Origin of the sequence: Rahnella variigena, from assembly GCF_003610915.1 — a bacterium.
In the GTDB taxonomy this organism is placed as follows: domain Bacteria; phylum Pseudomonadota; class Gammaproteobacteria; order Enterobacterales; family Enterobacteriaceae; genus Rahnella; species Rahnella variigena.
Map to the genome: position 1 here is coordinate 221,350 of NZ_NSDJ01000002.1, position 25,194 is coordinate 246,543.

Genomic DNA, 25,194 nt, shown 5'->3' on the forward strand with positions numbered 1-25,194 from the left:
TAAGACTCTTGATGATTTAACCTTGTCAGAACTGACCTAATGAATATGTTTACTGCATAAAAAACGGTACTTAACTAAAATCCCGTTAAGTTGATTTGCCTTTTGTTTGGTGTGAATTAACAGGATTATGCAGAGGGTTGCTGAATTATGTAAAGTTGCTTAAATGACAGGGTGATTTTATTTTGGTTGCGCTAGATGCAGTCTGATCTTTTCTTGTGATTGAAAAATAAGGGGATTTTAGGTGTAAAATAGAGTGTGTTTGTTAAATTTAATAACATGCATTGTCTTTTGACGATATATATTTACTTATGTGTTGAGCTGATGATGCTTAAATTAAAAATAATCTGAAGATGATTTTTAATCATGAGCCTGAATAGAAGGAGTAGGGGGGCGATAGCGGATGACCATTTTTACAAAGATGATCGCTGTTCTACCAGAGATGGGCTGTCCTGAAATAAACGGGAGTAAGTATATTTATGGAATATTTTGCAGAACTTCACCGATACTGAAACGAATGGCTATATTTTTCAGCCGTTTTTTTGTTGAGATATCGTGATATTTTTTAAATTATGGTGATGCAATGCTATGTAAGGGATATGTAATTTTTTATCTGGATAATTTACCGGGAGCATGGAATTTTAAATGAAATGTCAAAGAGGCAGAAAACCTTGCCTTTTCCAATCAAAAGTTTTATTAACTATACAAAGAAACTCTTTTCAGGATTAAAATTCACTGGCAATAAGGTTATTTATTTCATAGTCAATGGCTATTGCTTATTTTTGGAAACTTAAAGTCTTCACCTTAATTTAATTTATCCAACAATATTATAAACTGCATGGTATTTTGACTATATAAATTTTCTCTTACGAAACAAGGAAGTAGTTGTGTTCCATGACTGGGGTCAACTAAAATAATAAAGCCGCGCCAGGAAATATAAGTCGCAATGTTATTATTAACGTGAAGTTAGTATTTGCTTTTAAAAGTGATTAATTCACAAGGAGAATACATTGAAACATTTCGGTGTGACGGCTTTTATTTGCACGGCTTTTGTCTGTTCAAAATCTTATGCTGGAATTATGAGGCACGATGTTGATGTCCAGAACTATCGTGACTTTGCAGAAAACCTTGGTAAATTCTCTGCGGGAGTAACAAATCTGCCAATATATAAAACCGATGGCACGCTCGCCGGCTATCTGGATTTCTCTATGCCTGATTTCGGTATGGTGGCAACTTACGGATATAGCACGCTGGTGGCGTCATCCTATGTGGCAAGTGCCCGGCATAACACCGGCTATAAAACACTCAGTTTTGGTAATGGTGCGCAATATGCCTCAGTTTACACATTAATAAACCGTAATGAATCGGCGGATGCTGATGTTGACTTCCACCTGCCGCGTTTGAATAAAGTCGTTACTGAGGCAGCGCCGGTTGAGACTGTAGAAAAATCTGCTCTTCGTGATGCGGATGCTTCACGCTATTCCTGGTACACACGCGTTGGCGGTGGCACACAAAGCCAGGTGAGTGAAGATCAGACTGAACAAATTACGCTGAGTGGCGCCTATCAGTGGGTGAGTGGAGGAACTATCAATGCAGCGACAGTGACGACGCCTTCAAGCTCATTACGTGCAACGAGCTATGGCCCTGATAACCCGCTGACCTCCCCGCTTTCCATCGGGACGATGGCTGGTGATAGCGGCAGTCCAATCATGGTTTATGACGAGCTGGACAAAGTGTGGAAAATTGCCGGTGTTTTGCACGGTGCGTTTGTCACAGACCAGGTTTACGGTACGACCAGTATATGGGAGTACATGCCAGATAATTATATTCAGGATATTACTGCCGCCAACACGTCTGCGGATGTAGAGGACATCGCGGGTAAGGGGGCTGTTTACTGGAATAATGCAGCTATCACGCAGCAGGATACCGCATGGTCATGGAGCGGGCTGGCTCAGGCCTATGCGAGTGTTGCCCCAGCAAATGCGACGAATGATGAGCTGGATGCTACAAAAGATCTGCGCTTCAACGGAGCAGGGGGGCTGATTACCCTTAATGCTCCGATCAACATGGGTGCAGGGAAACTCCAGTTCTCCAATAACTACATTGTTGCGTCTGCTTCGGATGTAAATGCGACCTGGGCTGGCGGTGGGGTTGAAGTCGATGCTGGCAAAGAAGTGTTATGGAAGGTCAATGGCTTAGCCAACGATGCGCTTCACAAAATCGGAGCGGGTACGTTACATATCAATGCCAGGGGAAGTAACCCGGGCAGCCTCAATGTCGGCGAGGGTACGGTTATTCTCGATCAGATTGCTGATGAATCGGGAGATAAACAAGCATTCTCCTCCGTCACCCTGGTGAGCGGGCGCCCAACCGTTGTAATTGAAGACAGCCAGCAGGTTTCAACCAGTAATATCTATTTTGGTTATCGCGGCGGAAGGTTGGATTTGAATGGTAATGAATTAACTTTCAAAAAAATTAACCATACCGACAGTGGCGCCAAACTGGTTAATCACAGCGATGAACTGGCTACGCTTAACATCACGGGTTACACACCGGAGGATGTGTCGTTTAATACGTTTAATGGCAGCAATCCCAACGGAACGCCGGGATCTATTTATGTCTATAACAACCCGTATACCAAAGAGACTGAATACTTTCAGCTTAAGACCAGCAGTTATTGGTATTTCCCTACCGATAAGAGTTCAACCTCAACCTGGGCTTATCTTGGAACAGACGCCAATACTGCAGTTAACCATCGTTTAAACGAGTTAAATATTCAGGTTTTCCGGGGCTTTTTAGGTGAAACAGCAGAAGAGCTCACCAATGGCGGCATGAATGTTAATGTCACCCCGAATAACGACACGGCATTAACGGCTTTAACCGGTGGCATGAACCTGAATGGCACCCTCTATGCTGGCAAAGGTACCACGATACTTTCTGGCCAGCCTGTCGCACATGCCGGTAGTGTCGTCATCGAGGATGACTGGAGCACGTCGTTATTCAAGGCCAACAAGATTCATGTTGCTCAAGGCGCAAATTTCCAGATCGGAGAATATGCTGGCGTTCAGGCAGATATTGTCGCTGATGAATCTGCTCGCGTGGTATTTGGTTATAACGATAGTGAGCTTTCCGATGAGAAGACCTGGCGTTGTTATGCGGTTATCTATAAAGATGATGTTTCGTGTAGTCAGCCCGCTCGTGATGCCGCTTCGCTGTCTCTTCTTCCTGCCAGTGAAGTCATCGGTGACGTGCAGTTGGCAAATAATGCGTCTCTTTATCTTGGAAAAGTTAATTACCAGGGCGCAGTGACCTCCCCCGGTATGGCAGTGATGACACTAGATGCAAATGCAAACTGGATAATGACAGGTAACAGTAACCTCAATACCTTATATGCCAAAAGCGGAGCTAAATTGTCAACGGTGCAGCAAGGTGACTGGCGGGCAAAAAATCTTACGCTTAACTCCCTGGATGCCACAGGCCTGAATCTGATGCTGGGTGTAAAGCCTTCCACGTTGGAAAGCGACAAGCTCATCATTAAAGATTCTGCCACTGGCGGTAATAATCTGCTGGATGTGAGTTTGTTAGTTGACAGTACGGAGCCGGTCAAGCTGAAACAAGATTTAGTGATGATCGATGCACCAGCAGGTACTTCGCACAGTTATTTTGGCTTCGCCAATAGCTATAGCGGGTTCAGTGTGTATACGCCGAACTATCAGGTAAAAGATGAAAATGACCGCGTATTATGGGTTCTTGAACATAATGATGAGGGATCTGAAGCTATTGTCGATCCTGAAACAGATGCGCCGATAACGCCTCCTGCTGCAGATCCTACGCCGGATAAGGGAAGTGAAACGCCGGAGCAGGCAGATCCTACACCGGATACGGGGAGTGAAACGCCTGAGCAGGCAGATCCTACGCCGGATACGGGAAGTGAAACGCCGGAGCAGGCAGATCCTACGCCGGATACGGGCAGTGAAACGCCTGAGAAGGCAGATACCACGCCAGATACGGGTAGTGAAATACCAGCTCAGGCTGGTGAGGAAGTCCCGGAAGAGGCAACGAGTACATCAGAGGCAGGGAAGGATAAAGATGAGGAAACGACTGCAGTTATTGAAAAGGAGCCAACATTTAGCGCTGATGACTGGTTTAGTATCTACGACAATCAGGCTTTAATTCAGAACTCGCGTGCATTGATGGCATCTCGCCAATATATCTTTAGTGAAGCTGTTAATCAGTTGCACCAGCGTACAGATAGCTTGCGCACATCGTCGGAAAGAAGCGGTTCCTGGGCAACGTTTCAGCAGGGTAAAGGCAGTTTTCTCGGGCTGAATGCCAGCCAGCAGACGCTGACGGTGGGGTGGGATAAGCAAAGCAACGGCCAAATCTTTGGGCTCAGCGCCAGTTACACCCAGGGCCAGGTCGGAAATAAAGGTAAAGAAAACCACCGTATGACCACTGCGGGAGTTTATTACTCCCTGCTGTCTGACTCTGGATGGTTTTTGGATGCGGCGAGCCGTTATATGTACCTGAACCAGGAGTTATCCTTAGATTCTTCTCTGGGGATTATTGCGCAAAAACGTGACAGCCACATGCTGGCCGGTAGTCTGCGGACGGGTTATCAATTGGGCCTGGCCCATGACACTATTTTCATCTCACCTTTTGTTGGTGTGAGTGCAGGAGCACTTTCCGGATACTCTCTCAAGGGACAGGATGCTGAAGTAGGTCTGAGTTCAGGAAATCCTTATTTCGCGACCAGTGGTGTTATGGTGCAAAAACGCGGACTTGGAGCCGAGCTTCAAAATATTAATATCTTCGCGAGTATTGAGTATCAATATTCTCCCGGAAAAAACGGTTCTAAAACGACCCTTACAGACCGTCAATCTACCCGTGAGTATGATGCCTGGTCAGATAACCGCTACCGAAGCAGCATTGGCCTGGAGGGTAATATTAATCGTAATCTTTCGTTAAATGCGAAAGTCGATAAGAGTTTTGGAGGAGAGTTTAAAACTGACTATAGCGGTCAGGTTGGTTTTTCATATAATTTTTAACATTTCTCAGAGCGTCACCACTTTATTGTGGTGACGCTCTGAATCCGGTATCAAAGTAATAATGCGAGGCGCTATGGATATTTTTTTAATATTCATGGATTTATTGTTTCCTTGACTGTATTTAAATGACAGAAGGTGGATTTTGAAAGTCTTTGAAGGTTTTTATCAATGAGTGAAAATAGAGGTCTATATGTTTAAGAAGTTATCTGCAGAGTTTATTGGTACTTTTGTATTAGTTTTTGGGGGATGTGGTAGTGCTATTTTTGCTGCCGGATATCCGGGCTTAGGTATTGGGTTTGCAGGCGTTGCGCTGGCATTTGGCCTTACCGTATTAATGATGGCTTTTGCAGTGGGCCATATTTCTGGTGGGCACTTTAACCCCGCCGTGACATTAGGATTGTTCGCCGGTGGTCGTATTCACGCCAGCACTATCCTCCCTTACATTATCTCGCAAGTTCTGGGCGGGATCGCTGCGGCGGCAGTGCTATATGGGATAGCCAACGGCCATCCCGGTTTTGATGCAACAGTGAGCGGTTTTGCGGCAAACGGCTATGGTCAGCACTCCCCGGCGGGCTATAGTCTTTATGCAGCAATGATCTGTGAGGGTGTCCTGACGGCTATCTTCCTGATCGTTATTCATGGTGCTACTGACAAACGTGCTCCTGCGGGCTTTGCGCCAATTGCTATTGGTCTGGCGTTGACCCTGATCCACCTTGTCAGTATTCCTGTGACGAATACATCAGTTAACCCGGCTCGTAGTACAGCGGTTGCGCTCTTCCAGGGTTCATGGGCAATACAACAGTTATGGGTATTTTGGCTGATGCCGATTGTGGGTGGAATTATCGGTGGTTTGGTTTATCGCTTTGTTTTAGCATCAAAAGACTAAACTTGTCGGTCCATCACTGATGCTCTAAAATTGCCCGCTGTTTATATGTTAAATGGTCAGCGGGCAATTAATTTTCCATTCTTAGGATTCATTCGTAAATCATCCATGCTTTGTAAAGTTAACGATAATAATTTTGTAAGTCTATGCTAACTCTATATGCTAAGTTTCTTATGGGTTTTTATAATGGAATGAGACATGAAATGGATTATCATCAATAGTTGCTCATGTAAAAATACTGGCACTGTATTTTCTCTAATAGTCACGGAGAGAAATAATAGACTCATCCTCTGGTCTGACAATAACGTACAAATCAAACGAGGTGATATATTGAAATACGGACTAAGTTCTATATATCTGAATAATGACAGGGTCAGCTTGCACATTTTAAAAATAATGCCGTATAACACACAACTCTGGCAAACTATATTGAGGTCAACAGGAACAACCCTCCCATGAATCTCGTTATAAGGTGGCTTTTCAATGCACCAAGATGATCACATAGCATCCCACATGGTGTTGCGAAAATTGATGAAAATGTCTGAGAAAAGAAGAGGCTGAGCATCCCTATGCATGTCTGCAATGCAAATGGCACAATGAAACCGGCAGTCTGATTCGATTTCATTCCTCTCCCGATACCGAAATTAACGCTCGATTTTCAGCGCTTCCATTACGAGTGAAAATGCCGGCGAATGTTGTTTCCTGCTGGGATAATAGAGGTAATAACCCGGGAACGGCAGACAGTAAGGTTCCAGAAAGCGTATCAGACGTCCTTCCTCAATATGGGGAGCAAACTCCTCCTCGGGTAAAAAAGCCACACCCAACCCGGCTAAGGCTGCGTCGACCATGTGGGCCGACGTGTTAAACGTCAGTTGCCCGTCAACACGCACGTTGACCGGTCCCTCATCGTTATCGAACTCCCAGATATACAGCCCGCCCGACGTCGCCATCCGCATATTCATGCAGCTATGTTGCAGCAAATCTTGCGGAGTCAGGGGGATGGGGTGTGAGCGCAAATACTCAGGCGAGGCTACCGCGGCCATGCGCAGCTGAGGGGTTAGCGGCATGGCAATCATATCTTTATCTATGGTGTCACCCAGCCGCACACCCGCGTCAAACCTGTCAGCGACAATGTTGCGAAAACCGTGGTTGGCATCGAATTCCAGTTTTATCTCGGGATATTCGCGCAGCAATGCGGATAATTTCGGTAACAGAATGGTTTTGAGAACGTGCGGGCCGCAGGTGATACGCACCGTACCCGCAGGCTTGTCACGCATCTCTGTCAGCATGTCCAGTTCCGCTTCAATCTCATCAAAACGGGTGCCGATAGCCTGCAATAAACGCTCGCCTGCTGCCGTCGGCGACACATTGCGCGTGGTCCGCGTCAGTAACCGGATATCCATGCGATTTTCAAGTGCGGTGATGGTCTGACTGAGTGCGGGTTGTGTCACCCCCAGCTGCGCTGCGGCGCGGGTGAAACTGCCTTCGCGGGCCACAGTCACAAACGCAATAAGATCATTGAAATTACGTTTCATCGCACCTTCTTCACTTTCGATTTATAAGCAGAGCTTATAGCCCCATTAAGAATTTATTAGCTGGTAAGACTATACCCGTCGTGTAGAATTTTTAGCAAGCCGGAATACGAAAGAACCGGGATAAAAACCCCTCCGTCTGATTCGATTAACCACATGAAATTACTGTTTTTATTCTCACGAATAAGACGCGGCACCGGCTTGCCAAAAATTCATCCTGCAGAAAGAAAAAAGGATCACAAGTGACGACAGCAGCAGAGAAAGATTTTGTGAACCAGACTCCGGTCGCGCACTGGAACGGGGTCTGGGCGATAACGATGTGCGTATTTGCGCTGGTGGCATCCGAGTTTATGCCGGTGAGTTTACTGTCACCGGTTGCCCGCGATTTGGGCGTCAGCGAAGGGCTGGCCGGGCAGGGGATTGCCATCTCCGGTGGACTGGCGGTGATAACCAGTCTGTCGATCTCCCGGCTGGCCGGTAACGTCAACCGCAAGGCGCTGCTTTTAGGGCTGACGCTTCTGATGGCCTTTTCCGGCGGGCTGATTGCTTTAGCGCCCGGCTATACGACTTACATGATCGGGCGAGCCCTGATCGGCGTAGCCATTGGCGGATTCTGGTCCATGTCGGCCGCTGTCGCAATGCGGCTGGTTCCGCAGGATCAGGTTCCCCGCGCACTGGCTATTTTCAACGGCGGTAATGCGCTGGCAACTGTGGTCGCCGCACCGCTGGGCAGTTATCTGGGGGGCGTCATTGGCTGGCGCGGTGCCTTTTTGTGTCTCGTGCCTGTCGCACTGATCGCCTTTATCTGGCAGTGGATCAGCCTGCCTTCTATGGCGCCGGAAAGCAGGAAAAATTCTGCAGGGAACGTCTTCCGTTTATTCAAAAATCCTTTAGTGCTGGCGGGTATGGCTGCGTGCGGGATTTTCTTTATGGGGCAGTTTGCCCTGTTTACCTATATCCGCCCGTTCCTGGAAACCGTCACACGGGTCAGTGCAGAGATGCTGTCCCTCATTTTGCTGGCGATTGGCGTCGCGGGTTTTGCCGGGACATTACTGATCGGCACGTTTCTGAAAAAGCGTTTCTATCTCACGCTCATGGTGATCCCGCTGCTGATGGCCTTCATTGCCGTCATGCTGATGGTTCTTGGCCATTCGTCCGGGATCGTGATGATTCTGCTGGCTTTATGGGGGCTGGTGGCAACGGCGGCACCGGTCGGCTGGTGGTCCTGGGTGGCAAGCACTTTCCCCAATAATGCCGAAGCCGGGGGCGGGCTGATGGTCGCTGTGGTGCAACTGTCGATTGCGCTGGGCTCGACCTTAGGCGGCGTTGCCTTTGACCATATCGGCTGGCAGAGCACGTTTATTGTCAGCGCCGCGTTGCTGGTTCTGGCGTCCGGCCTGACGTTTATCACTTCCCGCAATGACCATTGATCACACAAGTATTTTTAACCGGACGAACTGATGTCCATTCACCGCAATACCTGATTAAGGATAATTCCATGAGAGTGTTAACGATGTTGTTAGGGCTGTTTGTCAGCTCATTTGCTGCAACAGCCGCCGATATGTCCAACGGCGCAGATAACTTTTATAAAAGCGATAAAGTGACTCAGCAAAAGGTGACGTTTAAAAACCAGTATCAGATGAATGTGACCGGCAATCTTTTCATGCCAAAAGGCATGAATGAAAGCGCGAAAAATCCGGCCATTGTTATTGGTCATCCTATGGGGGCGGTGAAAGAACAGAGTTCCAATCTGTATGCGCAAAAGCTTGCCGAGCAGGGATTTGTGACGCTGGCGATAGACATCTCTTTCTGGGGCGAAAGCGAAGGTAAACCGCGCAATGCTGTCGCGCCGGATATCTACGCAGAGGATTTCAGTGCCGCTGTGGATTACCTCGGCACGCGCCCGTACATCGACAAAAACCGCATCGGGGTACTGGGGATTTGTGGCAGCGGCAGTTTCGTTATCAGTGCGGCAAAAATTGATCCGCGTATGAAAGCGATTGCGACGGTCAGCATGTATGACATGGGGTCGGCAAATCGTCACGCGCTCAATAATTCGTTAACCCTTGCGCATCGTAAACAGATCATTGCCGAGGCGGCAGAGCAACGTTACAGCGAATTCACCGGTGGCGAAACGAAATACACCAGCGGCACGCCGCATAAAATTGACGAGAACTCTCCCCCTGTTGCCAAAGAGTTCTACGACTTTTATCGCACTCCGCGCGGCGAGTTTACGCCAAAAGGTTCATCACCGGCGCTGACCACGCACCCGACGCTGACCAGCAATGTGAAATTCATGAACTTCTATCCGTTCAACGACATTGAGACCATTTCACCGCGTCCGATGCTGTTTATCACCGGCGATCAGGCGCATTCAAAAGAATTCAGTGAAGATGCCTATAAACGTGCAGGCCAGCCGAAAGAGTTGTACATCGTTCCGGGTGCCGGTCACGTTGATCTTTACGACCGTACCGATCTGATCCCTTTTGCGAAACTGACCGCGTTCTTTAAAGAAAACCTGAAATAACCCCGCGGATTCTCAACAGTCCGGGCCGTTGCCCGGACTACACTTTTGCTTTCTGCTGCGGAGCAGGAAATCAATACTCGGTACAAATCAGATAAGGAGTGGGAGTTGTTGTAATGATCCACACGCCAGGACGAATTGTCTTTATTCTGACATGATGAGTTCCGACATCGTTTCTGAAATAAAAATCTGGCAGGTATTTCTTAAGAATATCAGGATCACTGCCATTTAATTCCATAACCCCCCCAGGTTTTTGCTCAAAAACAAACTCCCCATCCTCCTGGGTATAGATAAACTCTTTGTGGAGGTTGATGTTGGACTTTTGGATCCCATCCCGATAAAAGACTCCGTCCATATTGGCAAATCCGTCGCCATGATTTAAGTTAAAATTCATTGAAAGGCTTAGCTTTTCATTGCCGGAGTGAAGGGTGAAATTTGAGGTACAAAAAAAGGAGTCCCGCTGACGAAGCTCAGTTTTACTCAGCAGATACCCACACACGCCGGAGAAGAGAAGGAAGGCCAGCGCGACACCAAATTGTAACTTTGTAATTTTAATCATCACTGCCCCGTTTCGGTAAAAAAGTCAGAAGTACACAGCGAGGTCTTATCTGTTCTTTTTGCATTCAGGGCATGTGAGCATCTCAACAAAGAGACCTGGGGGGAGGGCGGGTAATTCGTCAGGTACCACCATTTTTCTTTCACACACACCGCTTTTTGGTCGGTCAGAAACTGCGTAAAGAAAGCATCACTCCTTAATGAATGGTTTCTGTAGACCTGGCAGTCATCAATATTTTCAATTTTGTTAAAATCTGGGGCGATGTACTGCGGGATAATATTCTCACCCACTAAGTTAGTGAGAAAGTATGCGGTATAAAAAACTATCAGGCAGCCGGCTGCTAATGCACCCCAACGTAAATAAGGGGAACCGTCCACAGACTGAGTCAATGGTGCTGCTTTGATTTCTTCTGTCTCATCAGTGTTGATAATATCCACAGTAGATGTGGGTAAATGTTCATCATGCTCATAGATAAATTCAACGGGGAATGCCGAGGGGATAACAAATCCACGTTTGGGCACCGTTTTAATCATCTCATCCGAAAGACCCAATGACACTAACGCCTTCCGCAATATAGACATATTCTGATACAGCGTATTAGGGGAAACCATCATTCCTCTGGACTCCCATGCGAATGCCAGCAGATCAGCATGGGAAACGACCTCCCCTTTATGTTGGAGCAAAGATAAAAGACAAAGACTGGCTGGAATGGCTAAGGTTAACTGACTTTCAATTTTGTCGTTTATATAAACAGAGTGCGTTGAAGGATCGTAAAAGACCTTACCTTCAAGAAGGATGAGCTTTAGGTTTGTCACTTTGAAAAGGCCAGTCTATTTGAAATTAAAAGTTTCAATAACATTATCATATAAATCTAAAGCGCGCCAAGAGCTAAGCGTAAGTTAAGCGTAAAAATCTTTATCAGATTTTTATTATCTTGTAATTCAACATAATAAATGCTCTCGCTATTTGATCCTGACAAAGTTTCTAAAGTTTCGAATGAGAAAATCATGAGTTGCTCACAATCTTCTTCTCTAAGAAACTGAAATCAGAAATTTTAGGAATCACGGGTATTGAATCTTATGCCTGAAATGGCATTCATGTGCCTCATTTGTTATAGGAAAATTTTTGTGTATAGACCTTGTTTAACTTACGGCTCTCTTTGTTTTATCTCTGAAGATAACTACACGCTTCCGTATTTGATGGCACTTATTAGCAGGGAAATTGATATTAAGGCAGGTAGTTCTTGTTGTGTATTACTTTCAACCCATCATACGCTGATCGAAACCTCTGCCTTTTTATTAAAATACCTTAAAGACGTACGCAATTATGATATTATTATTTTTATCGCTCCGATGTCTATAAAACCGATCCTTGAAAACATCGGAGAACTTCCCATCTTCTTTATCAATGTTAAATCTCCTGCGGACATGATATCAAAAGAAGTCAGCATTTATTCATCTTTGAATATTCGGAGGTATTATAAATGGCAACCGCTCTTATTAACCCTGTGTGAAGAAAGAACGATGGCTTTACTACTGAAAGGCTATACACCCACAAGAATCACGAAGATACTAAATTTGAATGAAAAGACCATCAGTCTTCAGAAGCGCAGAGTGATGAAAAAATACAATGTGAGCAGCCTGGCAGAACTTTTTATTAAGCACAGATTGATGCAGGAAATGCACAGCGTCCTGCGCAATGTCTGATGTTTGTTAACGACACGAACAGAACCCGACCATCCTTCAATCACCCCGAAAATGCAGCTGTTCTTGTAAATCTGTGCATTGTGTATCAAGAGTAGGGCGTTTGCATTTTCTCATGAGGATCTCATGTTGACTGTCTTTTGAACTCAGAAGACTTTGCTCAGTTTGACTTGTTTAATGCATTGTATTTTTATTATCTTCCTATAAATCAATAGTATGCGCTCATCTCAAGAAGTCATAACACCTTGGTGACTTCATGTGAAGATACCTTTGATGCCGGCATGAGAACTTTATGAGTGGTATTTTGACACCCCACGTTTAAGATTAATCACACATTCAGCAGCCGTTTACACTCAGTTGAAAAATGATTGAAGCTTGGTTTATCCCGACAGTTTCGTTTGTAACTATAGAGTCAGGTGTGTGCCTGTAAGAGCATGGAGCCGAATGGAAGTGTATTTCATGCAGTCAGTAGAACAAATACGTTTTAGCGTGAAAACGCATTGCTGCCGGGTGTTGATATTTTTAAACGTATAAACCCGATACGAACAACTCATAAAATTCTCAAACACATCATTTTGTGAATTCAGAGAATGGGATATCCTTTCATATGTGAAATGGAAATCCTCTTAGGATTAATCATTAGTAATGATAAGAATGAATATATTAATCAAAAAAATATGAGAAATGGAGGGTGTAGTTAAAGCAATGAAAACCCACCCTCCAAGAATAAAGTTAATAATTCACATGAAGATTAACTTTGAAACATGAAATGAGTCACTCCGGGATGCGTAAAACCTGGCCGATTGCGATGTTATCAGGGTTAGTAAGTTGCTCTTTATTTTCTTCAAAAATTCTCATGTATTGAGAGGGTTGGTGATAAAACTCCTTCGCAATACTGCTTAATGTATCTCCTTCTTTCACGGTGTAGGTACGTACATTTTCTGACTTAGTTACCGGGGTCGGGGTGTCATTTTTTTGTACGTCATTTAACAATTCACTACCGATGTTTTTAACTTTTTCAAAAATATTCATATGAAGCCTCTCATGAAAATCTAATGTTTAGGTTACGTTTATAAATTAGGTTTGCAATACAAATGAAAGCACAAGTACTATATATTCAAATATTAAATGTACAATATTTATTTAAATGAGGTGGGTGTGATGGGTATTTTATCTTGGGCTTTATTTGGTTTGATTACAGGCGTTTTGGCCCGATGTGTTATGCCGGGTAAACAACATTTTGGATTGTTCATGACTATGTTACTCGGGGTTGCAGGTGCATTAACAGGCGGTTGGTTCAGCACATCGTTAGGATTGGTTAATGTAAATGGTTTTAATTTTCCCAGCGTTGCAATTGCTACCTTGGGTGCAGTTATTCTTCTTTTTATTATGCATATACTGCGTTCAAAAAAACAGCAGTGATATTAACTAATTTAATTTATTCAAGGAGTAATTATATGAGCTTAATACAAAATATTTTGGGAAGTCTGGGTCTAACTGATCAGATTAGTGACGAGCTAAAAGGGGTGGTTGAGTGGGTAGAGCAGCAGGGAGGGATCCACTCTATCGTGAATCGTCTTCAAAATGGGGAGTTCAGTGATATTGTAAAATCATGGCTTAGTGATGATAAGAATATGGCTATAAGTAGTGAGCTCGTTCAAAAAATGCTTAATACCAGCGAGATTAATCAATTGGCTGATCATTTAGGCATCAACTTCAATGACGCTTCAAAGCTGCTGGCAGAATGTCTTCCGCAATTAGTGAACATGGCATCATCGAATGGGAAGATGAATGAGAATACAGATTTGATTGATAATCTCAGTAAAATTTCTCACTAATATTTAACCTGAAGAACCCAATTTTGGGCTTGTTCGAAATACTCTACTCTCTGTCTATTGTTTGGTCAGACTAAAACACTGAAATGATAATCTCAGAAACCATCCCTTGAAATAATCTCTTAGGGGAGCGGTATCTGTATCACTTGAAATTTTCACAGCATGGCTGACACCAGGAAATTGTATGTTTAAAAAATTATCTGCCGAATTTATTGGCACATTTGTATTAGTTTTTGGCGGTTGTGGCAGTGCAATTTTTGCCGCTGGCTTTCCGGGAGTTGGGATCGGGTTTGCCGGTGTCGCGCTGGCATTTGGCCTTACCGTATTGACTATGGCATTTGCGGTGGGGCATATATCAGGCGGCCACTTTAACCCGGCAGTGACGTTAGGTTTATTCGCCGGCGGTCGTATTCCTGCCCGTGAGGTTGTACCTTACATTATTTCGCAAGTTCTGGGCGGCGTCGTGGCGGCCTGCGTGTTGTATCTTATTGCCCGCGGACATGCAGGATTTGATGCCACTGCGAGTGGGTTTGCGTCTAATGGTTATGGTTCGCACTCTCCGGGCGGTTACAGCCTTTCGGCTGCGTTGATCAGTGAAGGCGTTCTTACCGCTATCTTCCTGATTATCATTCATGGCGCAACGGATAAGCGTGCCCCTGCTGGCTTTGCACCTATTGCCATTGGTCTGGCATTGACCCTGATTCATCTTATCAGCATTCCGATAACGAATACTTCTGTGAACCCGGCGCGTAGTACCGCTGTCGCATTATTTCAGGGAACCTGGGCATTGCAGCAGTTGTGGGTATTTTGGTTGATGCCATTGGTGGGCGGGGTGCTCGGTGGTTTATTTTATCGTTTTGCTCTGGCATCAAAATGCCAGGCTGAATCTTAAAACTGATGAGAAATAGATTATGAATATTTCATATTTTACGCGTAGTGCTTTGCTGATTCTGTTCACAGTTACTGCGTATGCCAGCCCTGTTTCAACACCGGATTTACGAATTGATTCGTTTAAAGAAAAGCAAGGATCACTGGCTCAAAATGGTGAGGTTTCTTATGAAGTTGTGTTCGACGTTAACGTTGCCAACCTTCTTAATGAAGACTTCAAAATGCCTAAGAGCTGCTTCATTCTGAGTGATGAACAACATAATAAGGTTGTCAGCAGCGGCATCAGTGCCAATTTGTTGATGCCCTACGGTAAACGGGGCAGCAAAGAAGGGAAAGTCATGTTCACCAGTAAAGATAAGAAAATTTATGATATGTCGCTGGTGAGCTGGTCATCAACGGAATGTCATCTGGAAACAGCGAAATGACCATCTGAAAACCCATTACTTAAGTAAAAACTGCGAAGACAGTAATGGAAGACGCTAAGGCTGTGGCCAGTTTTGTTAACCACTACAGATCAGGTTCTTTATGTCGGACATTGAGGGAAGAAGGATGTCGTTAACCATTACTGTATTACTCGAAAATAATAAAAGTAATAACAACCTTATCGCCAAACCCGGGCTGAGTTTGTTGCTCGAGGATGAATGCAACAGGGTGCTGTTTGATACCGGCCCTGACGGCAGTTTTTCGCACAATGCCCAGAATATGGGCATTAATCTTAATGATCTTACTGCCGTTGTATTATCACATGGTCATTATGATCACTGCGGCGGAGTACCGTGGGTCACGAAAGGAACGAGGATCATTTGTCATCCTGGGGTGAACGATAAACGATACGCGGCAGTCCATGTAATGGGCCGTGAGATGAAAATGAAACAATTATCAGCTGACGTAGAGTTTGCACATCATAAGATGGAATATACCCGCGAGCAGTTGAGCATCGGCAAACGTTTTCTCTGGTCTGGTGAGGTCGACACACCAGAACCGAAGGCATATGGTCTTCTTGAAGGCGATCCCTGCCAACCAGATTACATCGATGATGAAGGGATTTTAATTTATCGTACAGCACAGGGACTGATCATTTTCACGGGATGCGGACATAAGGGGTTGATTAATATCATTCGTCACTGCCAGAAAATAACAGGTGATAATCGTATTTATGCGATTGTTGGTGGATTCCACCTCCGATGCGCTTCTCCACGTAAGTTACTCGAGGTACGTCATTTTATTCAGGAGTTAAAGCCACGCTGGGTGCTGGGATGTCACTGTACTGGCTGGTGGGGGAATTTATGGTTGCCTGGCACAATGAAACTGGTCACTGGCAGCAAGGTTGTGCTGCCCTGAAGCCATCCAGATAAAAGGCATACAGACAACTGTGAGGTTAGAGATAAAGACGGCAATCACCGGTTACATCATTCCGGCCTTTTCAAGCGTTTCTGCTTTATTATCAATAACCCTCACAATCTTACTAAATGTCAGACAGTCTCGATCATACTTTACGTATTACCGCCAAATGACGCATTAATAACCGAGTCTGCTCATCGACATTTCGAAGCCTACACTTTTGCCCGCACCAGCTCATTAAACCGCGTCGTGTACGCCGGTGACAACATTTCGCGTTTCATCGCCCAGCCGCGCTGGATCCCCTGACCGGCAAACCAGACTTTGCCGACCCCGTCCTTGTGGATCTTGTCCAGCGTGGCCATCAGCAGATCGCTGTTTTTCTTTGGCTGATATTCATCAAACAGATTGAGCTGGGCGACGCCCTGACTGAAAAAGTCACCCAGCATCACACCGCCTTTCTGATAGCGATATCCGGGTTTCCAGATCTGATCGAGACAACGCACGGCGGCGGCAAGAATATCGCGGCTGTCGTGTGTCGGCGTCATCAGTTTGATGCCGGCATGATTGCCGTAATAGGGGACTTTCGGGTCGTGCGGACTGGTTTTCACAAACGCTGACACGTAGCGGCAATACTGATGTTCTCCGCGCAGTTTTTCCGCCGCGAGTACGGCGTAATTGCAGATGGCTTCGCGCATATCCTGATACTCCGTAATGCGTTCGCCGAAAGAGCGCGAACAGATAATCTGCTGCTTGGTCGGCACCGATTCTTCAAGCGCCAGACAGGACTCGCCGCGCAGTTCGCGCACGGTACGCTCCAGCACCACGCTGAAATGTTTGCGGATCAGCGCCGAAGGGCAGTCGGCAAGTTGCAACGCCGTGGTGATCCCCAGCATGTTGAGCTTTTTACTGATGCGCCGCCCCACGCCCCAGACTTCTTCCACCGGCACCAGAGCCATCAGTTTCCGCTGACGCACGGTCTGCGATAAATCCAGCACGCCACCGGTGCCTTTCCAGGTTTTCGCCGCAAAGTTCGCCAGCTTGGCCAGCGTTTTAGTGGGGGCAATCCCCACCCCAACGGCCAGATGCGTCTCCTTCCAGAGGGTCTTCTGCACCTGTTTACCAAACTCATGCAGCGAGATGCAGTTTTCGATATTAGTGATATCCAGAAAGGCCTCATCAATGGAGTAGATATCCACCGCAGGCGCCAGCCGTTCGAGCGTTTCCATCACGCGGTTCGACATGTCGGCATACAGCGCGTAGTTGGAGGAAAACACTGCCACGTTGTGCTGGCGGATCGCGTCACGCGCCTTGAAAAAGGGCGCGCCCATCGGGATTTGCGCCTTTTTGGCCAGCGCATTGCGGGCAATCACGCAGCCGTCATTGTTGGACAACACAATCACCGGCCGCCCGCGAAGGTCTGGCCGGAACACGGTTTCGCAGCTCGCGTAAAAGGAGTTCACATCAACGAGGGCAAACATGGTTCGGCTGCCGCTTGTCAGGGTTCATTTTCCACATCTGTTTCCATATCCATAAAATACTGGTTATGCATACAGTATAATCATAAGTGCGGGAAATGGAAAACGCTTAATAGGGGTGAGTCGTCAATCAGCCGGGCAATACAAATCAGCTGCTGATCACCGAGTGTCTTACCCAGACTGAAAGGTGTCGCCAGCATTCGCTCAAGTTTTGCTCTCAGTCAGGTGAAATACACCACCGCCTTGCCGACGCGGCATTTAAGAAGGTGAGAAGTGAAGATGTGTTCCCGTATTTCCCCCAACCGCACAGGGTTATCCACAAAATCTGGGGATAACCTTGTGCAAAGTCTGGCCTGAAAATCAGTCGTAAATTCCTTCAGACCAGTCGGCATAACCTTTTGCGCCACCGCCGTAACAGGTTTCTTTTGCGGCGATGGTCAACTCAGCACCATAACGCAGACGTTTGGGTTGTCTGCCATACTGATTTCTTAATGGTTGACCGGTCGGCTAGTTTTGTGGTTGCATTTTGTGCGATCCATTTTTACCGGGTGTCGCTGCAAAGAATAATGGCGACACACATTTTGAGAAGGAGGCATTAATGACCACGATTTTCATTATCGGCGCGGCGGGTAATATAGGGCGCCGTCTGTCAAAGACGCTTGCAGATAAAGGACATGCTGTTCGTGCGCTTTACCGTAAACCTGAACAGGAACAGACGTTACGTCAGGCAGGGGCCGAACCGGTCAGCGGGAACCTGACAGAACTGGATGCCACTACTTTGGCAGCGTACATGAAAGGCAGCGACGTGGTGGTTTTCACCGCCGGGGCCGGTGGCAAAGGCGGACCGGAAATGACCAATGCGGTCGATGGCGAAGGGCTGAAAACCGCGGTCGCGGCGGCGACTCAGGCTGGCGTTTCGCGCTTTTTGCTGGTGTCTGCATTCCCGGAAGCAGGGCGCGGTAAAACCATTTCTGATACGTTTGAAAACTACATGCGCGTCAAAAAAGAAGCCGATGTGGCGCTGGCGCAAAGCGAACTGGACTGGGTGATCTTAAGACCGGGAACACTGGTGGATGACAGCGGTACCGGACTGATTCAGGCCGGACCCGCCATTCCTTACGGCGATATCCCCCGTGATGACGTGGCAGCCACGCTTGCTGAAATCATTGAGCAGCCTGATGTCAGCCGCGTCATCATTGAACTGACTGCGGGAGATGTGCCGGTTCGTCAGGCTGTAGAAAAGATAGCGAAACGCTAAAAGTTTTTGCCACTCCCAGGCGGGCAGAAGAACGTTTGCCCGTCAGGAGAGTGGCGGATCGGAAAGGGGAGCCGGCAGCCTGAATGAAAAGTTTTTTAAATTACCTGTAGACGACTGGTCTAATTGTTGTTAGTGTAGCGACAAGGTTAAGGCGAACGGGCGATATCACACTGCTTTGTTCAGACCGGATCCAAAGGCTTTTCGTAATGGGTTCACAGGTTTTTTTTATCTGACATCTAGACGACTGGTCTACTCAAATCACAATTCACTACGCCGGAGATTTATTATGAAGATTCTTATGGTTCTCACCTCACACGATAAACTGGGTAACACAGGCCGTAAAACAGGTTTCTGGCTGGAAGAGCTGGCCGCACCTTACTATGCATTTAAAGATGCCGGAGCGGAAATTACGCTGGCTTCTCCAGAAGGTGGCAACCCGCCGTTAGATCCAAAAAGCAATGAGCCTGATTTCCAGACTGAACAGACTCACCGCTTCGAGGCCGACGAGCAGGCAACCGCTCAGCTGGCTTCAACGGTTCGTCTCGACAGCGTGTCGCAAGCTGATTTCGACGCCGTTTTCTATCCTGGCGGCCACGGTCCGTTGTGGGATCTGGCAGAAGATAAAAATTCTGTCGCCCTGATCGAAGCGTTTCTGGCGGCCGGTAAGCACGTGGCGCTGGTCTGTCATGCACCGGGCGTACTGCGTCATGTTAAAACTTCTGAAGGAAAACCACTGGTTGAAGGTAAAAAAGTGACCGGTTTTACCAACACCGAAGAAGAAGCGGTAGGGCTGACTGACGTGGTGCCTTTCCTGGTGGAAGACGAACTGATAGCCAAAGGCGGTATCTATTCCAAAGGACCAGACTGGGGTTCCTATGTGGTTATCGACGGTCTGCTGATCACCGGTCAAAACCCGGGATCTTCTGCTGAAGCGGCTGAACTGCTGATTAAGCAACTGGGCGCATAGTCGTTCCTCACGCGGGGTGGCAGGCATGAATGTCGCCCCGCTTAGCAGGTGTCGACCTGTTGTTATTGCGGGGTGGGCGGGTGTATTGTCGTGCGTGAATATGTTGTCCTTTCATTCGCTCATAGACGACTGGTCTAGTTTCTGGTAAATTTGCCCTATGACTACTGCAACTCAACACCATAACAATGACGTCCGCGAGCATATCCTTGCGACAGGCCAGCGTATTATGGCCGGCAAGGGTTTTTCTGCTGTCGGACTGAATGAAATCCTCAAAGACGCGGGCGTGCCCAAAGGGTCTTTCTATCACTATTTTGGCTCGAAAGAGGCTTTTGGTGTGGGAATGCTTGAGCGCTATTTTGAAGACTATCTGGCCGACCTCGACAGGACGCTGAGCCAGCCCGGCCTTAATATGGCGCAGCGACTGATGAATTACTGGCAGCTATGGCGGGAATCTCAGTCATTCTCCGACTGTCAGGGCAAATGCCTCGCCGTGAAACTGGGCGCGGAAGTTGCAGATCTGTCGGATACCATGCGTTTAACGCTGCTTTCCGGCACGGCGGGAATTATCTCGCGTCTGGCGGAAGCATTAGAAACTGGTGTGGCTGAGGGATCTCTGACGATTGATGACACACCACGCACTGTGGCGGAAAGTTTGTATCAGCTCTGGCTGGGTGCCAGCGTGATGGTCAAGATTGTCCGCAACATGAGCCCGTTTGATTCCGCGATGGCGACGACGCAAAAAATTATTCACATCATCTGAAAATAATGCCAGCCATATTAAATGACTGGCATTCGCTTGCGAAAATGATTATTCCGGCAGTTGTGCTAACGCGTTTTTCACTGCATCAGGCATCGAAGGGCGTCCGTTAGTCAGACAGGTTGCCACAAAAGTGGCTTCGGCAAACACCACGCCATCCACTTTGATCTGCTGAACGAAGTTGACGCGGTTACGTTTCTCATTTCTCGCCAGTTCACAGGTTACTTCAACCTGATCGCCTTTTTGCAGGCTTTTACGAAAGCGCAGTGAATACTCCAGCACCATGTACATGTTGCCCTGAGCAAACTCTGCCTCGATATCAATACCCAGCGCTTCGCGCATGTAGGCATGGCGCGTCCATTCCATATAGAAGGGATAATACAAACCATCCACGACACCCTGAAAATCGATATGTTTTTCATCTACTTCATAATGCTTACTAAACATTTGCTGCTCCGTAGCCAGTCCATTTTTTTAAACAGGGCATCATATATACAACAGTAAGTTCTTTTGGTAAAAACCAACGTGTTTCAGAATATAAGATCTCTTGTATCAGGATAAAAAAATCCCTTTGCGGGAGCCGGTGACTATAGGAAAGAACCCATGCTGAAAGAAAACTTCAACGAACTGCAGATTTTTCTGGTCGTTGCGAGAGAACGAAGTTTTACCAAAGCAGCAGGAAAGCTGGGGGTTTCGCAGTCGGCACTCAGTCATGCCGTTAAGGCGCTGGAAGAACGTTTAAACATCCGCCTTTTGACCCGCACCACCCGAAGTGTGGCGCCCACTGAAATCGGCGAGAAGATTATTGCCTGCCTGGAACCACGACTTGCGGATCTCGAGCAGGAGCTGGAAACACTTGTTCAGCTTAACGGCCCGACCTCCGGGAATATCCGCATATCGGCGGGGGAACACTCCGCAAGAAAATTGTTGTGGCCAAAGCTGAAGCCGTTTTTACAAGAATATCCTGAAATCAATGTCGAACTGCATGTGGATAACGGTTTCGTCGATATCGTCGATGGTCGCTACGATGCCGGAGTGCGTCTGGGCGAGAGCGTAGATAAAGATATGATTGCCGTACGCATCGGTCCGGATTTCCGTATGGTGGTCGTCGGTTCGCCGGACTATTTTGTTGAAAAGGGTATTCCGCAAACTCCGCATGAGCTGCAATACCACAAGTGCATCAATATGCGTCTGCCAACCGCCGGTGGGTTGTACCACTGGGAATTCGAGAAAGAGGGAAAGCCGTTGCGGGTGCGCGTGGAAGGGCAACTGACGTTTAATTTGCTGTCAGAACGAATCGATGCGGTGCTGTCAGGATTTGGACTTGCCTGTGTGCCGGAGGACATGGTTGAGGACCGGGTGAAATCTGGTGAACTGATTCAGGTGCTGGATGCGTGGTGTCCGTCGTTTCCGGGCTATTACCTTTACTACCCGAGCAGAAAACAACATCCGCCAGCTTTTGCGCTGATGATTGATATGCTGCGCTACAACGGATAATACGTCAGCGGCACGAATTTTATCCTTCACAGGTTATGGTTCAGTCCCGCAATATTTTCGAGAAACATACAGCCTCATTCCGGCCGATATAGGGTCCGTAATTCTCTATGAGTACGTATCCGTTATTCTTATAAAAATTTACCGCCTTATGGTTAACGTGTCGGGTTTCAAGCCATATCTCTGTATATCCCATGTTTTTCGCGGATGTTTCGAGAAAATTGAGTAAGGCTTTTCCTACCCCAGGGGCGCTTCGATCTGAGAACATTCTTTTAAGTTCGGCGATATTTTCTGTTAACGGTCGGATAGCTCCGCACCCTGTTGCATCGCCTTTTTCGTTTCGTGCCAGCACCCAAAGCGATCTGTCACCATCCATTGAATCTATTGTGAAATTACTTTTTCCACTATCACCCGTTATCGCTGCAAGCTCCGCTGACAATTTTTCTACTAAAGAACAAGAATCTGGCGAAAATGGGTCTGATTTCTCTACTGTTATCATTCGATACCCTCATAAAGTTCTTAGTCAGAATAGAAGATGTTTAAGGTAAATTCCTCATGTTTTATTTGATGATGTTAAATGCCGGATTTCTACAGCTCCACCTGTGATGTTTTCCGTTTTTCTGGCCGATCACTTAAACTGCCCCACACAGGACGGAACATAGGGAAAGTAAGATGCTTTTGCCAGCGACAAGCTTTATAAAAAACGTGTATCAATCGTCATCTGAAGAATGAGTCATCAATTGTTTGTTTCTCTGGATGGGCCCAAGGGTGCCGGTAAAACCACATTGCTGGAGGCCATTACGAAAGTATTAAGGGCAGACAACAAGAAGGTGGTCCGCCTTTGCGAGAAAAAAAGCGATCCATACAGGGGCGAAACAATGGCTCTTGTTAACAAGTTCGCCCGAAATCCCACTCTGGATTTGGAATTAGAGGTTTGTAAGCGCCTTGCTGATAGCCGTGCCTGGATTTCTGAACATGTGCTGACTAAGCAGCCAGCGGACTGCATTATCCTGATGGATCGCTGGTATCCGTCGGATGCCGCATTTCGCCGGATGATCCCTTTTGCAGAGATTTTACAGCTTAACATTGAACGAAGGGTGAGAACGCCAGACCTGCATGTCGGGGTGGTGACTGCGCCTGAAATTTCCTGGGCAAGGGCCGCGTCGCGGTCGCGCGGGCTGGGCAGTACGGTGATTTCTAAGCTGGAAGAGCATGTCGCTTGTACCACGGCGTTCGAGCGAGAAGTTGCACATCATGACTGGATTTTATGCCGCAATGAAGGAACGATCGAAGACGCAACGATGCAGGTCATTTCAGAGATCTACAGGGTGTCCGGCCTCTTACATCCCCGCTTCTAAAAACTCAATAAAGGCTCTGACTTTTGAATTCAGTGCCGAGCGTTCGTTGACGCAGGCATAGATATTCATCGGCAGAGACTCTGCGTCGCTGTCGCAGAACAAAGGCATGAGCCGTCCGCTATCAATCAACGGCTGGGCGATAAAGCTTGCCAGCCGCGCGATACCGCCGCCGTTCTCTGCTATTTTGGCAATAATATCAATGTCATCGCTGATGAATTGCGGATTGAGTTTCGCATTAATAGGTTGCCCGTTAATCTTAAATGTCCAGGGCAGAAAACGTCCGTCGGTGGGATAACGAAAAACCAGGCAGGCGTGCCGGCTCAGTTCTTCGGGAGTCTGCGGGATGCCTGCGCGCGCCAGATAAGCGGGGGCGGCGCAGAATATAAACGGCAAAGAGGCGATTTTTCTGGCAATCAGTTGATCGTTTAGTTGTGCCTCGATGCGGATACTGACGTCTATGCCTTCCAGCCGGTGGTCAACGTTGCGATCTGTGCTGATCAGTTCGACATCAATATCGGGAAATGACGCTTTGAACGCTGGCATCAGTGGTGCGATGACATACCGGCCAAAGGCGGCAGTCGTGGCGATGCACAGCGTCCCTTGTGGTTTGGTTTCAAGCGCAGCAGCCTGCGAAGCGAGATCAATATCATGGGGAATATGACGGACTTTCTCGAAATAGCGTTTACCACTTTCGGTTAATGTCATGCTCCGGGTGGTGCGCGATATCAGGCGTACGCCCAGATGTGTCTCAAGTCGCGACAGGCTCTGGCTCACCGCCGCCGGACTCATCCCTTTACCACGTGCTGCCGCGGCGATACTGCCGTGTTCCACTACGCGGATAAAATTGCTGATCAGCCCTAACACATCCATAGTCTCTCCCGTGCCCGATTCGTCACTTTTTATTAATAATGATTAAAGCACAACCGCTCTACTACCGTCAGGGCTAGCTTGTTAGTTTATCCGCTGTTTCGCAAACCTCCGTTAAACAGGATAACCCGATGACTGACGCAGTGACTAAAAATATCCCACGTATTCGCTTTCCTAAACGTACTTCCCCCTACATTTTTGCGCTGTACATGGCGACCATTATGGCGTTTCTGATGAGTCTGGTGATCACTCTGGCTGAATTTGGCATGGGGCCTCATTACATGGAAAATGTGATGAATGCTTATCAGGTTGCTATGCCCGCGGCCTTTGTCTGCATACTCGTTGTCCGTCCGGTGGTTATCCGGCTGGTGGGATTAACGGTTCACGGTCACTGAGTCATTCAACAGGCTGCCTGGAGATATATAGAAAAGGGCGGGCGTCTCATCTACGCTGTATGAGCTTTGCCCTTTTTGCATTTACAGGAACTGGAAAGATGAAAGTCGACTGGCACAGTGCCTTACTGACACGTACCACGCTTGTGGATAAGCATTACAGAAACACCCAGAATGTTCGTCGTTTCCTGACTGAACAGTGCGGGGAGGATTTTCGCTTCGATCGTGATTTTATGGCCTGGATACGCAATGGAGTGCCAAAAACGCTGGGCGATGTGGCCGATGAGTGGAAGCGCAGGCAGTCACCGTAACGCTGATA

At 47.2% G+C, this 25,194-nt stretch carries 26 protein-coding genes; 18 read left to right on the forward strand and 8 right to left on the reverse strand.

Going from position 1 to position 25,194, the window contains the following annotated elements:
* Positions 1-1,007 precede the first annotated feature (1,007 nt).
* The 3 genes from CKQ54_RS22850 to CKQ54_RS26180 all read left to right on the forward strand — a co-directional run bounded on the left by CKQ54_RS22850 (position 1,008) and on the right by CKQ54_RS26180 (position 6,387).
* On the forward strand, positions 1,008-5,045 hold the full coding sequence (locus tag CKQ54_RS22850; protein ID WP_120162275.1) for a S6 family peptidase: 4,038 nt from the start codon (positions 1,008-1,010) through the stop codon (positions 5,043-5,045).
* 190 nt (positions 5,046-5,235) lie between these two features.
* A complete protein-coding gene (aqpZ, locus tag CKQ54_RS22855) occupies positions 5,236-5,931 on the forward strand; it encodes an aquaporin Z (protein WP_120162352.1) in 696 nt (231 codons plus the stop codon).
* A 195-nt stretch (positions 5,932-6,126) separates the two neighbouring features.
* On the forward strand, positions 6,127-6,387 hold the full coding sequence (locus CKQ54_RS26180) for a hypothetical protein (protein WP_120162276.1): 261 nt from the start codon (positions 6,127-6,129) through the stop codon (positions 6,385-6,387).
* A 185-nt stretch (positions 6,388-6,572) separates the two neighbouring features.
* Here the strand turns inward: CKQ54_RS26180 and CKQ54_RS22865 are convergent, their stop codons facing one another.
* Positions 6,573-7,463 carry a LysR family transcriptional regulator gene (locus CKQ54_RS22865; protein WP_120162277.1) on the reverse strand — a complete coding sequence of 297 codons (891 nt, stop codon included), beginning with the start codon at positions 7,461-7,463 and terminating at the stop codon, positions 6,573-6,575.
* Positions 7,464-7,702: 239 nt separating this feature from the next.
* On the opposite strand from CKQ54_RS22865, the gene CKQ54_RS22870 reads away from it, so the two are divergent.
* Positions 7,703-8,890 carry an MFS transporter gene (locus CKQ54_RS22870; protein ID WP_425272819.1) on the forward strand — a complete coding sequence of 396 codons (1,188 nt, stop codon included), beginning with the start codon at positions 7,703-7,705 and terminating at the stop codon, positions 8,888-8,890.
* Positions 8,891-8,958: 68 nt separating this feature from the next.
* Positions 8,959-9,987, forward strand: coding sequence for an alpha/beta hydrolase (locus CKQ54_RS22875; protein ID WP_120162278.1), 1,029 nt, complete (start codon positions 8,959-8,961; stop codon positions 9,985-9,987).
* Positions 9,988-10,057: 70 nt separating this feature from the next.
* Here the strand turns inward: CKQ54_RS22875 and CKQ54_RS22880 are convergent, their stop codons facing one another.
* Positions 10,058-10,543 (reverse strand): hypothetical protein, encoded by a 486-nt coding sequence (locus CKQ54_RS22880; RefSeq protein ID WP_120162279.1) that lies wholly within the window; start codon positions 10,541-10,543, stop codon positions 10,058-10,060.
* The gene (locus CKQ54_RS22885) at positions 10,543-11,355 is read right to left on the reverse strand and encodes a transcriptional regulator (RefSeq protein WP_120162280.1); all 813 of its coding nucleotides are present in this window, start codon (positions 11,353-11,355) and stop codon (positions 10,543-10,545) included. The genes CKQ54_RS22880 and CKQ54_RS22885 overlap by 1 nt, the downstream gene beginning before the upstream one ends.
* Positions 11,356-11,619: 264 nt before the next feature.
* On the opposite strand from CKQ54_RS22885, the gene CKQ54_RS22890 reads away from it, so the two are divergent.
* Complete coding sequence (locus tag CKQ54_RS22890; RefSeq protein ID WP_120162281.1) at positions 11,620-12,246, forward strand: helix-turn-helix transcriptional regulator; 627 nt, start codon at positions 11,620-11,622, stop codon at positions 12,244-12,246.
* A 771-nt stretch (positions 12,247-13,017) separates the two neighbouring features.
* On the opposite strand, the gene CKQ54_RS26125 is transcribed toward CKQ54_RS22890, so the two are convergent.
* Complete coding sequence (locus CKQ54_RS26125) at positions 13,018-13,275, reverse strand: LysM peptidoglycan-binding domain-containing protein (RefSeq protein ID WP_120162282.1); 258 nt, start codon at positions 13,273-13,275, stop codon at positions 13,018-13,020.
* Positions 13,276-13,404: 129 nt separating this feature from the next.
* Between CKQ54_RS26125 and CKQ54_RS22900 the strand changes: the two genes are divergently transcribed.
* The 5 genes from CKQ54_RS22900 to CKQ54_RS22920 all read left to right on the forward strand — a co-directional run bounded on the left by CKQ54_RS22900 (position 13,405) and on the right by CKQ54_RS22920 (position 16,307).
* Positions 13,405-13,665, forward strand: a complete 261-nt coding sequence (locus CKQ54_RS22900) for a GlsB/YeaQ/YmgE family stress response membrane protein (protein WP_120162354.1) — start codon at positions 13,405-13,407, stop codon at positions 13,663-13,665.
* A 35-nt stretch (positions 13,666-13,700) separates the two neighbouring features.
* On the forward strand, positions 13,701-14,081 hold the full coding sequence (locus tag CKQ54_RS22905; RefSeq protein WP_120162283.1) for a YidB family protein: 381 nt from the start codon (positions 13,701-13,703) through the stop codon (positions 14,079-14,081).
* A 181-nt stretch (positions 14,082-14,262) separates the two neighbouring features.
* The gene (gene aqpZ / locus CKQ54_RS22910) at positions 14,263-14,970 is read left to right on the forward strand and encodes an aquaporin Z (RefSeq protein WP_120162284.1); all 708 of its coding nucleotides are present in this window, start codon (positions 14,263-14,265) and stop codon (positions 14,968-14,970) included.
* A gap of 19 nt (positions 14,971-14,989) precedes the next feature.
* On the forward strand, positions 14,990-15,391 hold the full coding sequence (locus tag CKQ54_RS22915; RefSeq protein ID WP_120162285.1) for a DUF4354 family protein: 402 nt from the start codon (positions 14,990-14,992) through the stop codon (positions 15,389-15,391).
* 124 nt (positions 15,392-15,515) lie between these two features.
* Positions 15,516-16,307 (forward strand): MBL fold metallo-hydrolase, encoded by a 792-nt coding sequence (locus CKQ54_RS22920; RefSeq protein WP_120162286.1) that lies wholly within the window; start codon positions 15,516-15,518, stop codon positions 16,305-16,307.
* Between the two features lie 212 nt (positions 16,308-16,519).
* On the opposite strand, the gene umuC is transcribed toward CKQ54_RS22920, so the two are convergent.
* Positions 16,520-17,785, reverse strand: a complete 1,266-nt coding sequence (umuC, locus tag CKQ54_RS22925) for a translesion error-prone DNA polymerase V subunit UmuC (RefSeq protein ID WP_120162287.1) — start codon at positions 17,783-17,785, stop codon at positions 16,520-16,522.
* 595 nt (positions 17,786-18,380) lie between these two features.
* On the opposite strand from umuC, the gene CKQ54_RS22935 reads away from it, so the two are divergent.
* The 3 genes from CKQ54_RS22935 to CKQ54_RS22945 all read left to right on the forward strand — a co-directional run bounded on the left by CKQ54_RS22935 (position 18,381) and on the right by CKQ54_RS22945 (position 20,767).
* Positions 18,381-19,040 carry an SDR family oxidoreductase gene (locus CKQ54_RS22935; protein WP_120162288.1) on the forward strand — a complete coding sequence of 220 codons (660 nt, stop codon included), beginning with the start codon at positions 18,381-18,383 and terminating at the stop codon, positions 19,038-19,040.
* 286 nt (positions 19,041-19,326) lie between these two features.
* The gene (locus tag CKQ54_RS22940) at positions 19,327-20,007 is read left to right on the forward strand and encodes a type 1 glutamine amidotransferase domain-containing protein (protein WP_120162289.1); all 681 of its coding nucleotides are present in this window, start codon (positions 19,327-19,329) and stop codon (positions 20,005-20,007) included.
* Between the two features lie 157 nt (positions 20,008-20,164).
* On the forward strand, positions 20,165-20,767 hold the full coding sequence (locus CKQ54_RS22945) for a TetR/AcrR family transcriptional regulator (RefSeq protein WP_112286564.1): 603 nt from the start codon (positions 20,165-20,167) through the stop codon (positions 20,765-20,767).
* A gap of 48 nt (positions 20,768-20,815) precedes the next feature.
* Here CKQ54_RS22945 and CKQ54_RS22950 read toward each other — a convergent pair whose 3' ends face one another.
* A complete protein-coding gene (locus CKQ54_RS22950) occupies positions 20,816-21,211 on the reverse strand; it encodes an acyl-CoA thioesterase (RefSeq protein ID WP_112286565.1) in 396 nt (131 codons plus the stop codon).
* Positions 21,212-21,367: 156 nt separating this feature from the next.
* Here CKQ54_RS22950 and CKQ54_RS22955 point away from each other — a divergent pair, with 156 nt between their 5' ends.
* On the forward strand, positions 21,368-22,261 hold the full coding sequence (locus tag CKQ54_RS22955) for a LysR family transcriptional regulator (protein WP_120162290.1): 894 nt from the start codon (positions 21,368-21,370) through the stop codon (positions 22,259-22,261).
* A gap of 40 nt (positions 22,262-22,301) precedes the next feature.
* On the opposite strand, the gene CKQ54_RS22960 is transcribed toward CKQ54_RS22955, so the two are convergent.
* Positions 22,302-22,757: a GNAT family N-acetyltransferase gene (locus tag CKQ54_RS22960; RefSeq protein ID WP_120162291.1), complete on the reverse strand. Its 456-nt coding sequence runs from the start codon at positions 22,755-22,757 to the stop codon at positions 22,302-22,304.
* A gap of 229 nt (positions 22,758-22,986) precedes the next feature.
* Between CKQ54_RS22960 and CKQ54_RS22965 the strand changes: the two genes are divergently transcribed.
* On the forward strand, positions 22,987-23,616 hold the full coding sequence (locus tag CKQ54_RS22965) for a dTMP kinase (protein ID WP_120162292.1): 630 nt from the start codon (positions 22,987-22,989) through the stop codon (positions 23,614-23,616).
* On the opposite strand, the gene CKQ54_RS22970 is transcribed toward CKQ54_RS22965, so the two are convergent.
* Positions 23,599-24,486: a LysR family transcriptional regulator gene (locus tag CKQ54_RS22970; RefSeq protein WP_120162293.1), complete on the reverse strand. Its 888-nt coding sequence runs from the start codon at positions 24,484-24,486 to the stop codon at positions 23,599-23,601. The genes CKQ54_RS22965 and CKQ54_RS22970 overlap by 18 nt on opposite strands.
* A 128-nt stretch (positions 24,487-24,614) precedes the next feature.
* Between CKQ54_RS22970 and CKQ54_RS22975 the strand changes: the two genes are divergently transcribed.
* A complete protein-coding gene (locus CKQ54_RS22975) occupies positions 24,615-24,878 on the forward strand; it encodes a DUF2798 domain-containing protein (RefSeq protein ID WP_112286570.1) in 264 nt (87 codons plus the stop codon).
* A 98-nt stretch (positions 24,879-24,976) separates the two neighbouring features.
* Positions 24,977-25,186 carry a DUF6434 domain-containing protein gene (locus CKQ54_RS22980; RefSeq protein WP_112286571.1) on the forward strand — a complete coding sequence of 70 codons (210 nt, stop codon included), beginning with the start codon at positions 24,977-24,979 and terminating at the stop codon, positions 25,184-25,186.
* The last annotated feature ends 8 nt before the right edge of the window (positions 25,187-25,194 follow it).

Coding starts and splice junctions, on each gene's coding strand:
- aqpZ (WP_120162284.1), top strand. CDS start 14,263: ATGTTTAAAAAATTATCTGCCGAATTTATTGGCACATTTGTATTAGTT.
- CKQ54_RS22950 (WP_112286565.1), bottom strand. CDS start 21,211: ATGTTTAGTAAGCATTATGAAGTAGATGAAAAACATATCGATTTTCAG.
- CKQ54_RS22965 (WP_120162292.1), top strand. CDS start 22,987: ATGAGTCATCAATTGTTTGTTTCTCTGGATGGGCCCAAGGGTGCCGGT.
- CKQ54_RS22940 (WP_120162289.1), top strand. CDS start 19,327: ATGAAGATTCTTATGGTTCTCACCTCACACGATAAACTGGGTAACACA.
- CKQ54_RS22905 (WP_120162283.1), top strand. CDS start 13,701: ATGAGCTTAATACAAAATATTTTGGGAAGTCTGGGTCTAACTGATCAG.
- CKQ54_RS26125 (WP_120162282.1), bottom strand. CDS start 13,275: ATGAATATTTTTGAAAAAGTTAAAAACATCGGTAGTGAATTGTTAAAT.
- CKQ54_RS22880 (WP_120162279.1), bottom strand. CDS start 10,543: ATGATTAAAATTACAAAGTTACAATTTGGTGTCGCGCTGGCCTTCCTT.
- CKQ54_RS22945 (WP_112286564.1), top strand. CDS start 20,165: ATGACTACTGCAACTCAACACCATAACAATGACGTCCGCGAGCATATC.
- CKQ54_RS22980 (WP_112286571.1), top strand. CDS start 24,977: ATGAAAGTCGACTGGCACAGTGCCTTACTGACACGTACCACGCTTGTG.
- CKQ54_RS22875 (WP_120162278.1), top strand. CDS start 8,959: ATGAGAGTGTTAACGATGTTGTTAGGGCTGTTTGTCAGCTCATTTGCT.
- umuC (WP_120162287.1), bottom strand. CDS start 17,785: ATGTTTGCCCTCGTTGATGTGAACTCCTTTTACGCGAGCTGCGAAACC.
- CKQ54_RS22960 (WP_120162291.1), bottom strand. CDS start 22,757: ATGATAACAGTAGAGAAATCAGACCCATTTTCGCCAGATTCTTGTTCT.
- CKQ54_RS22890 (WP_120162281.1), top strand. CDS start 11,620: ATGCCTGAAATGGCATTCATGTGCCTCATTTGTTATAGGAAAATTTTT.
- CKQ54_RS22865 (WP_120162277.1), bottom strand. CDS start 7,463: ATGAAACGTAATTTCAATGATCTTATTGCGTTTGTGACTGTGGCCCGC.
- CKQ54_RS22970 (WP_120162293.1), bottom strand. CDS start 24,486: ATGGATGTGTTAGGGCTGATCAGCAATTTTATCCGCGTAGTGGAACAC.
- CKQ54_RS22955 (WP_120162290.1), top strand. CDS start 21,368: ATGCTGAAAGAAAACTTCAACGAACTGCAGATTTTTCTGGTCGTTGCG.
- aqpZ (WP_120162352.1), top strand. CDS start 5,236: ATGTTTAAGAAGTTATCTGCAGAGTTTATTGGTACTTTTGTATTAGTT.
- CKQ54_RS22975 (WP_112286570.1), top strand. CDS start 24,615: ATGACTGACGCAGTGACTAAAAATATCCCACGTATTCGCTTTCCTAAA.
- CKQ54_RS22935 (WP_120162288.1), top strand. CDS start 18,381: ATGACCACGATTTTCATTATCGGCGCGGCGGGTAATATAGGGCGCCGT.
- CKQ54_RS22900 (WP_120162354.1), top strand. CDS start 13,405: ATGGGTATTTTATCTTGGGCTTTATTTGGTTTGATTACAGGCGTTTTG.
- CKQ54_RS22915 (WP_120162285.1), top strand. CDS start 14,990: ATGAATATTTCATATTTTACGCGTAGTGCTTTGCTGATTCTGTTCACA.
- CKQ54_RS26180 (WP_120162276.1), top strand. CDS start 6,127: ATGAAATGGATTATCATCAATAGTTGCTCATGTAAAAATACTGGCACT.
- CKQ54_RS22920 (WP_120162286.1), top strand. CDS start 15,516: ATGTCGTTAACCATTACTGTATTACTCGAAAATAATAAAAGTAATAAC.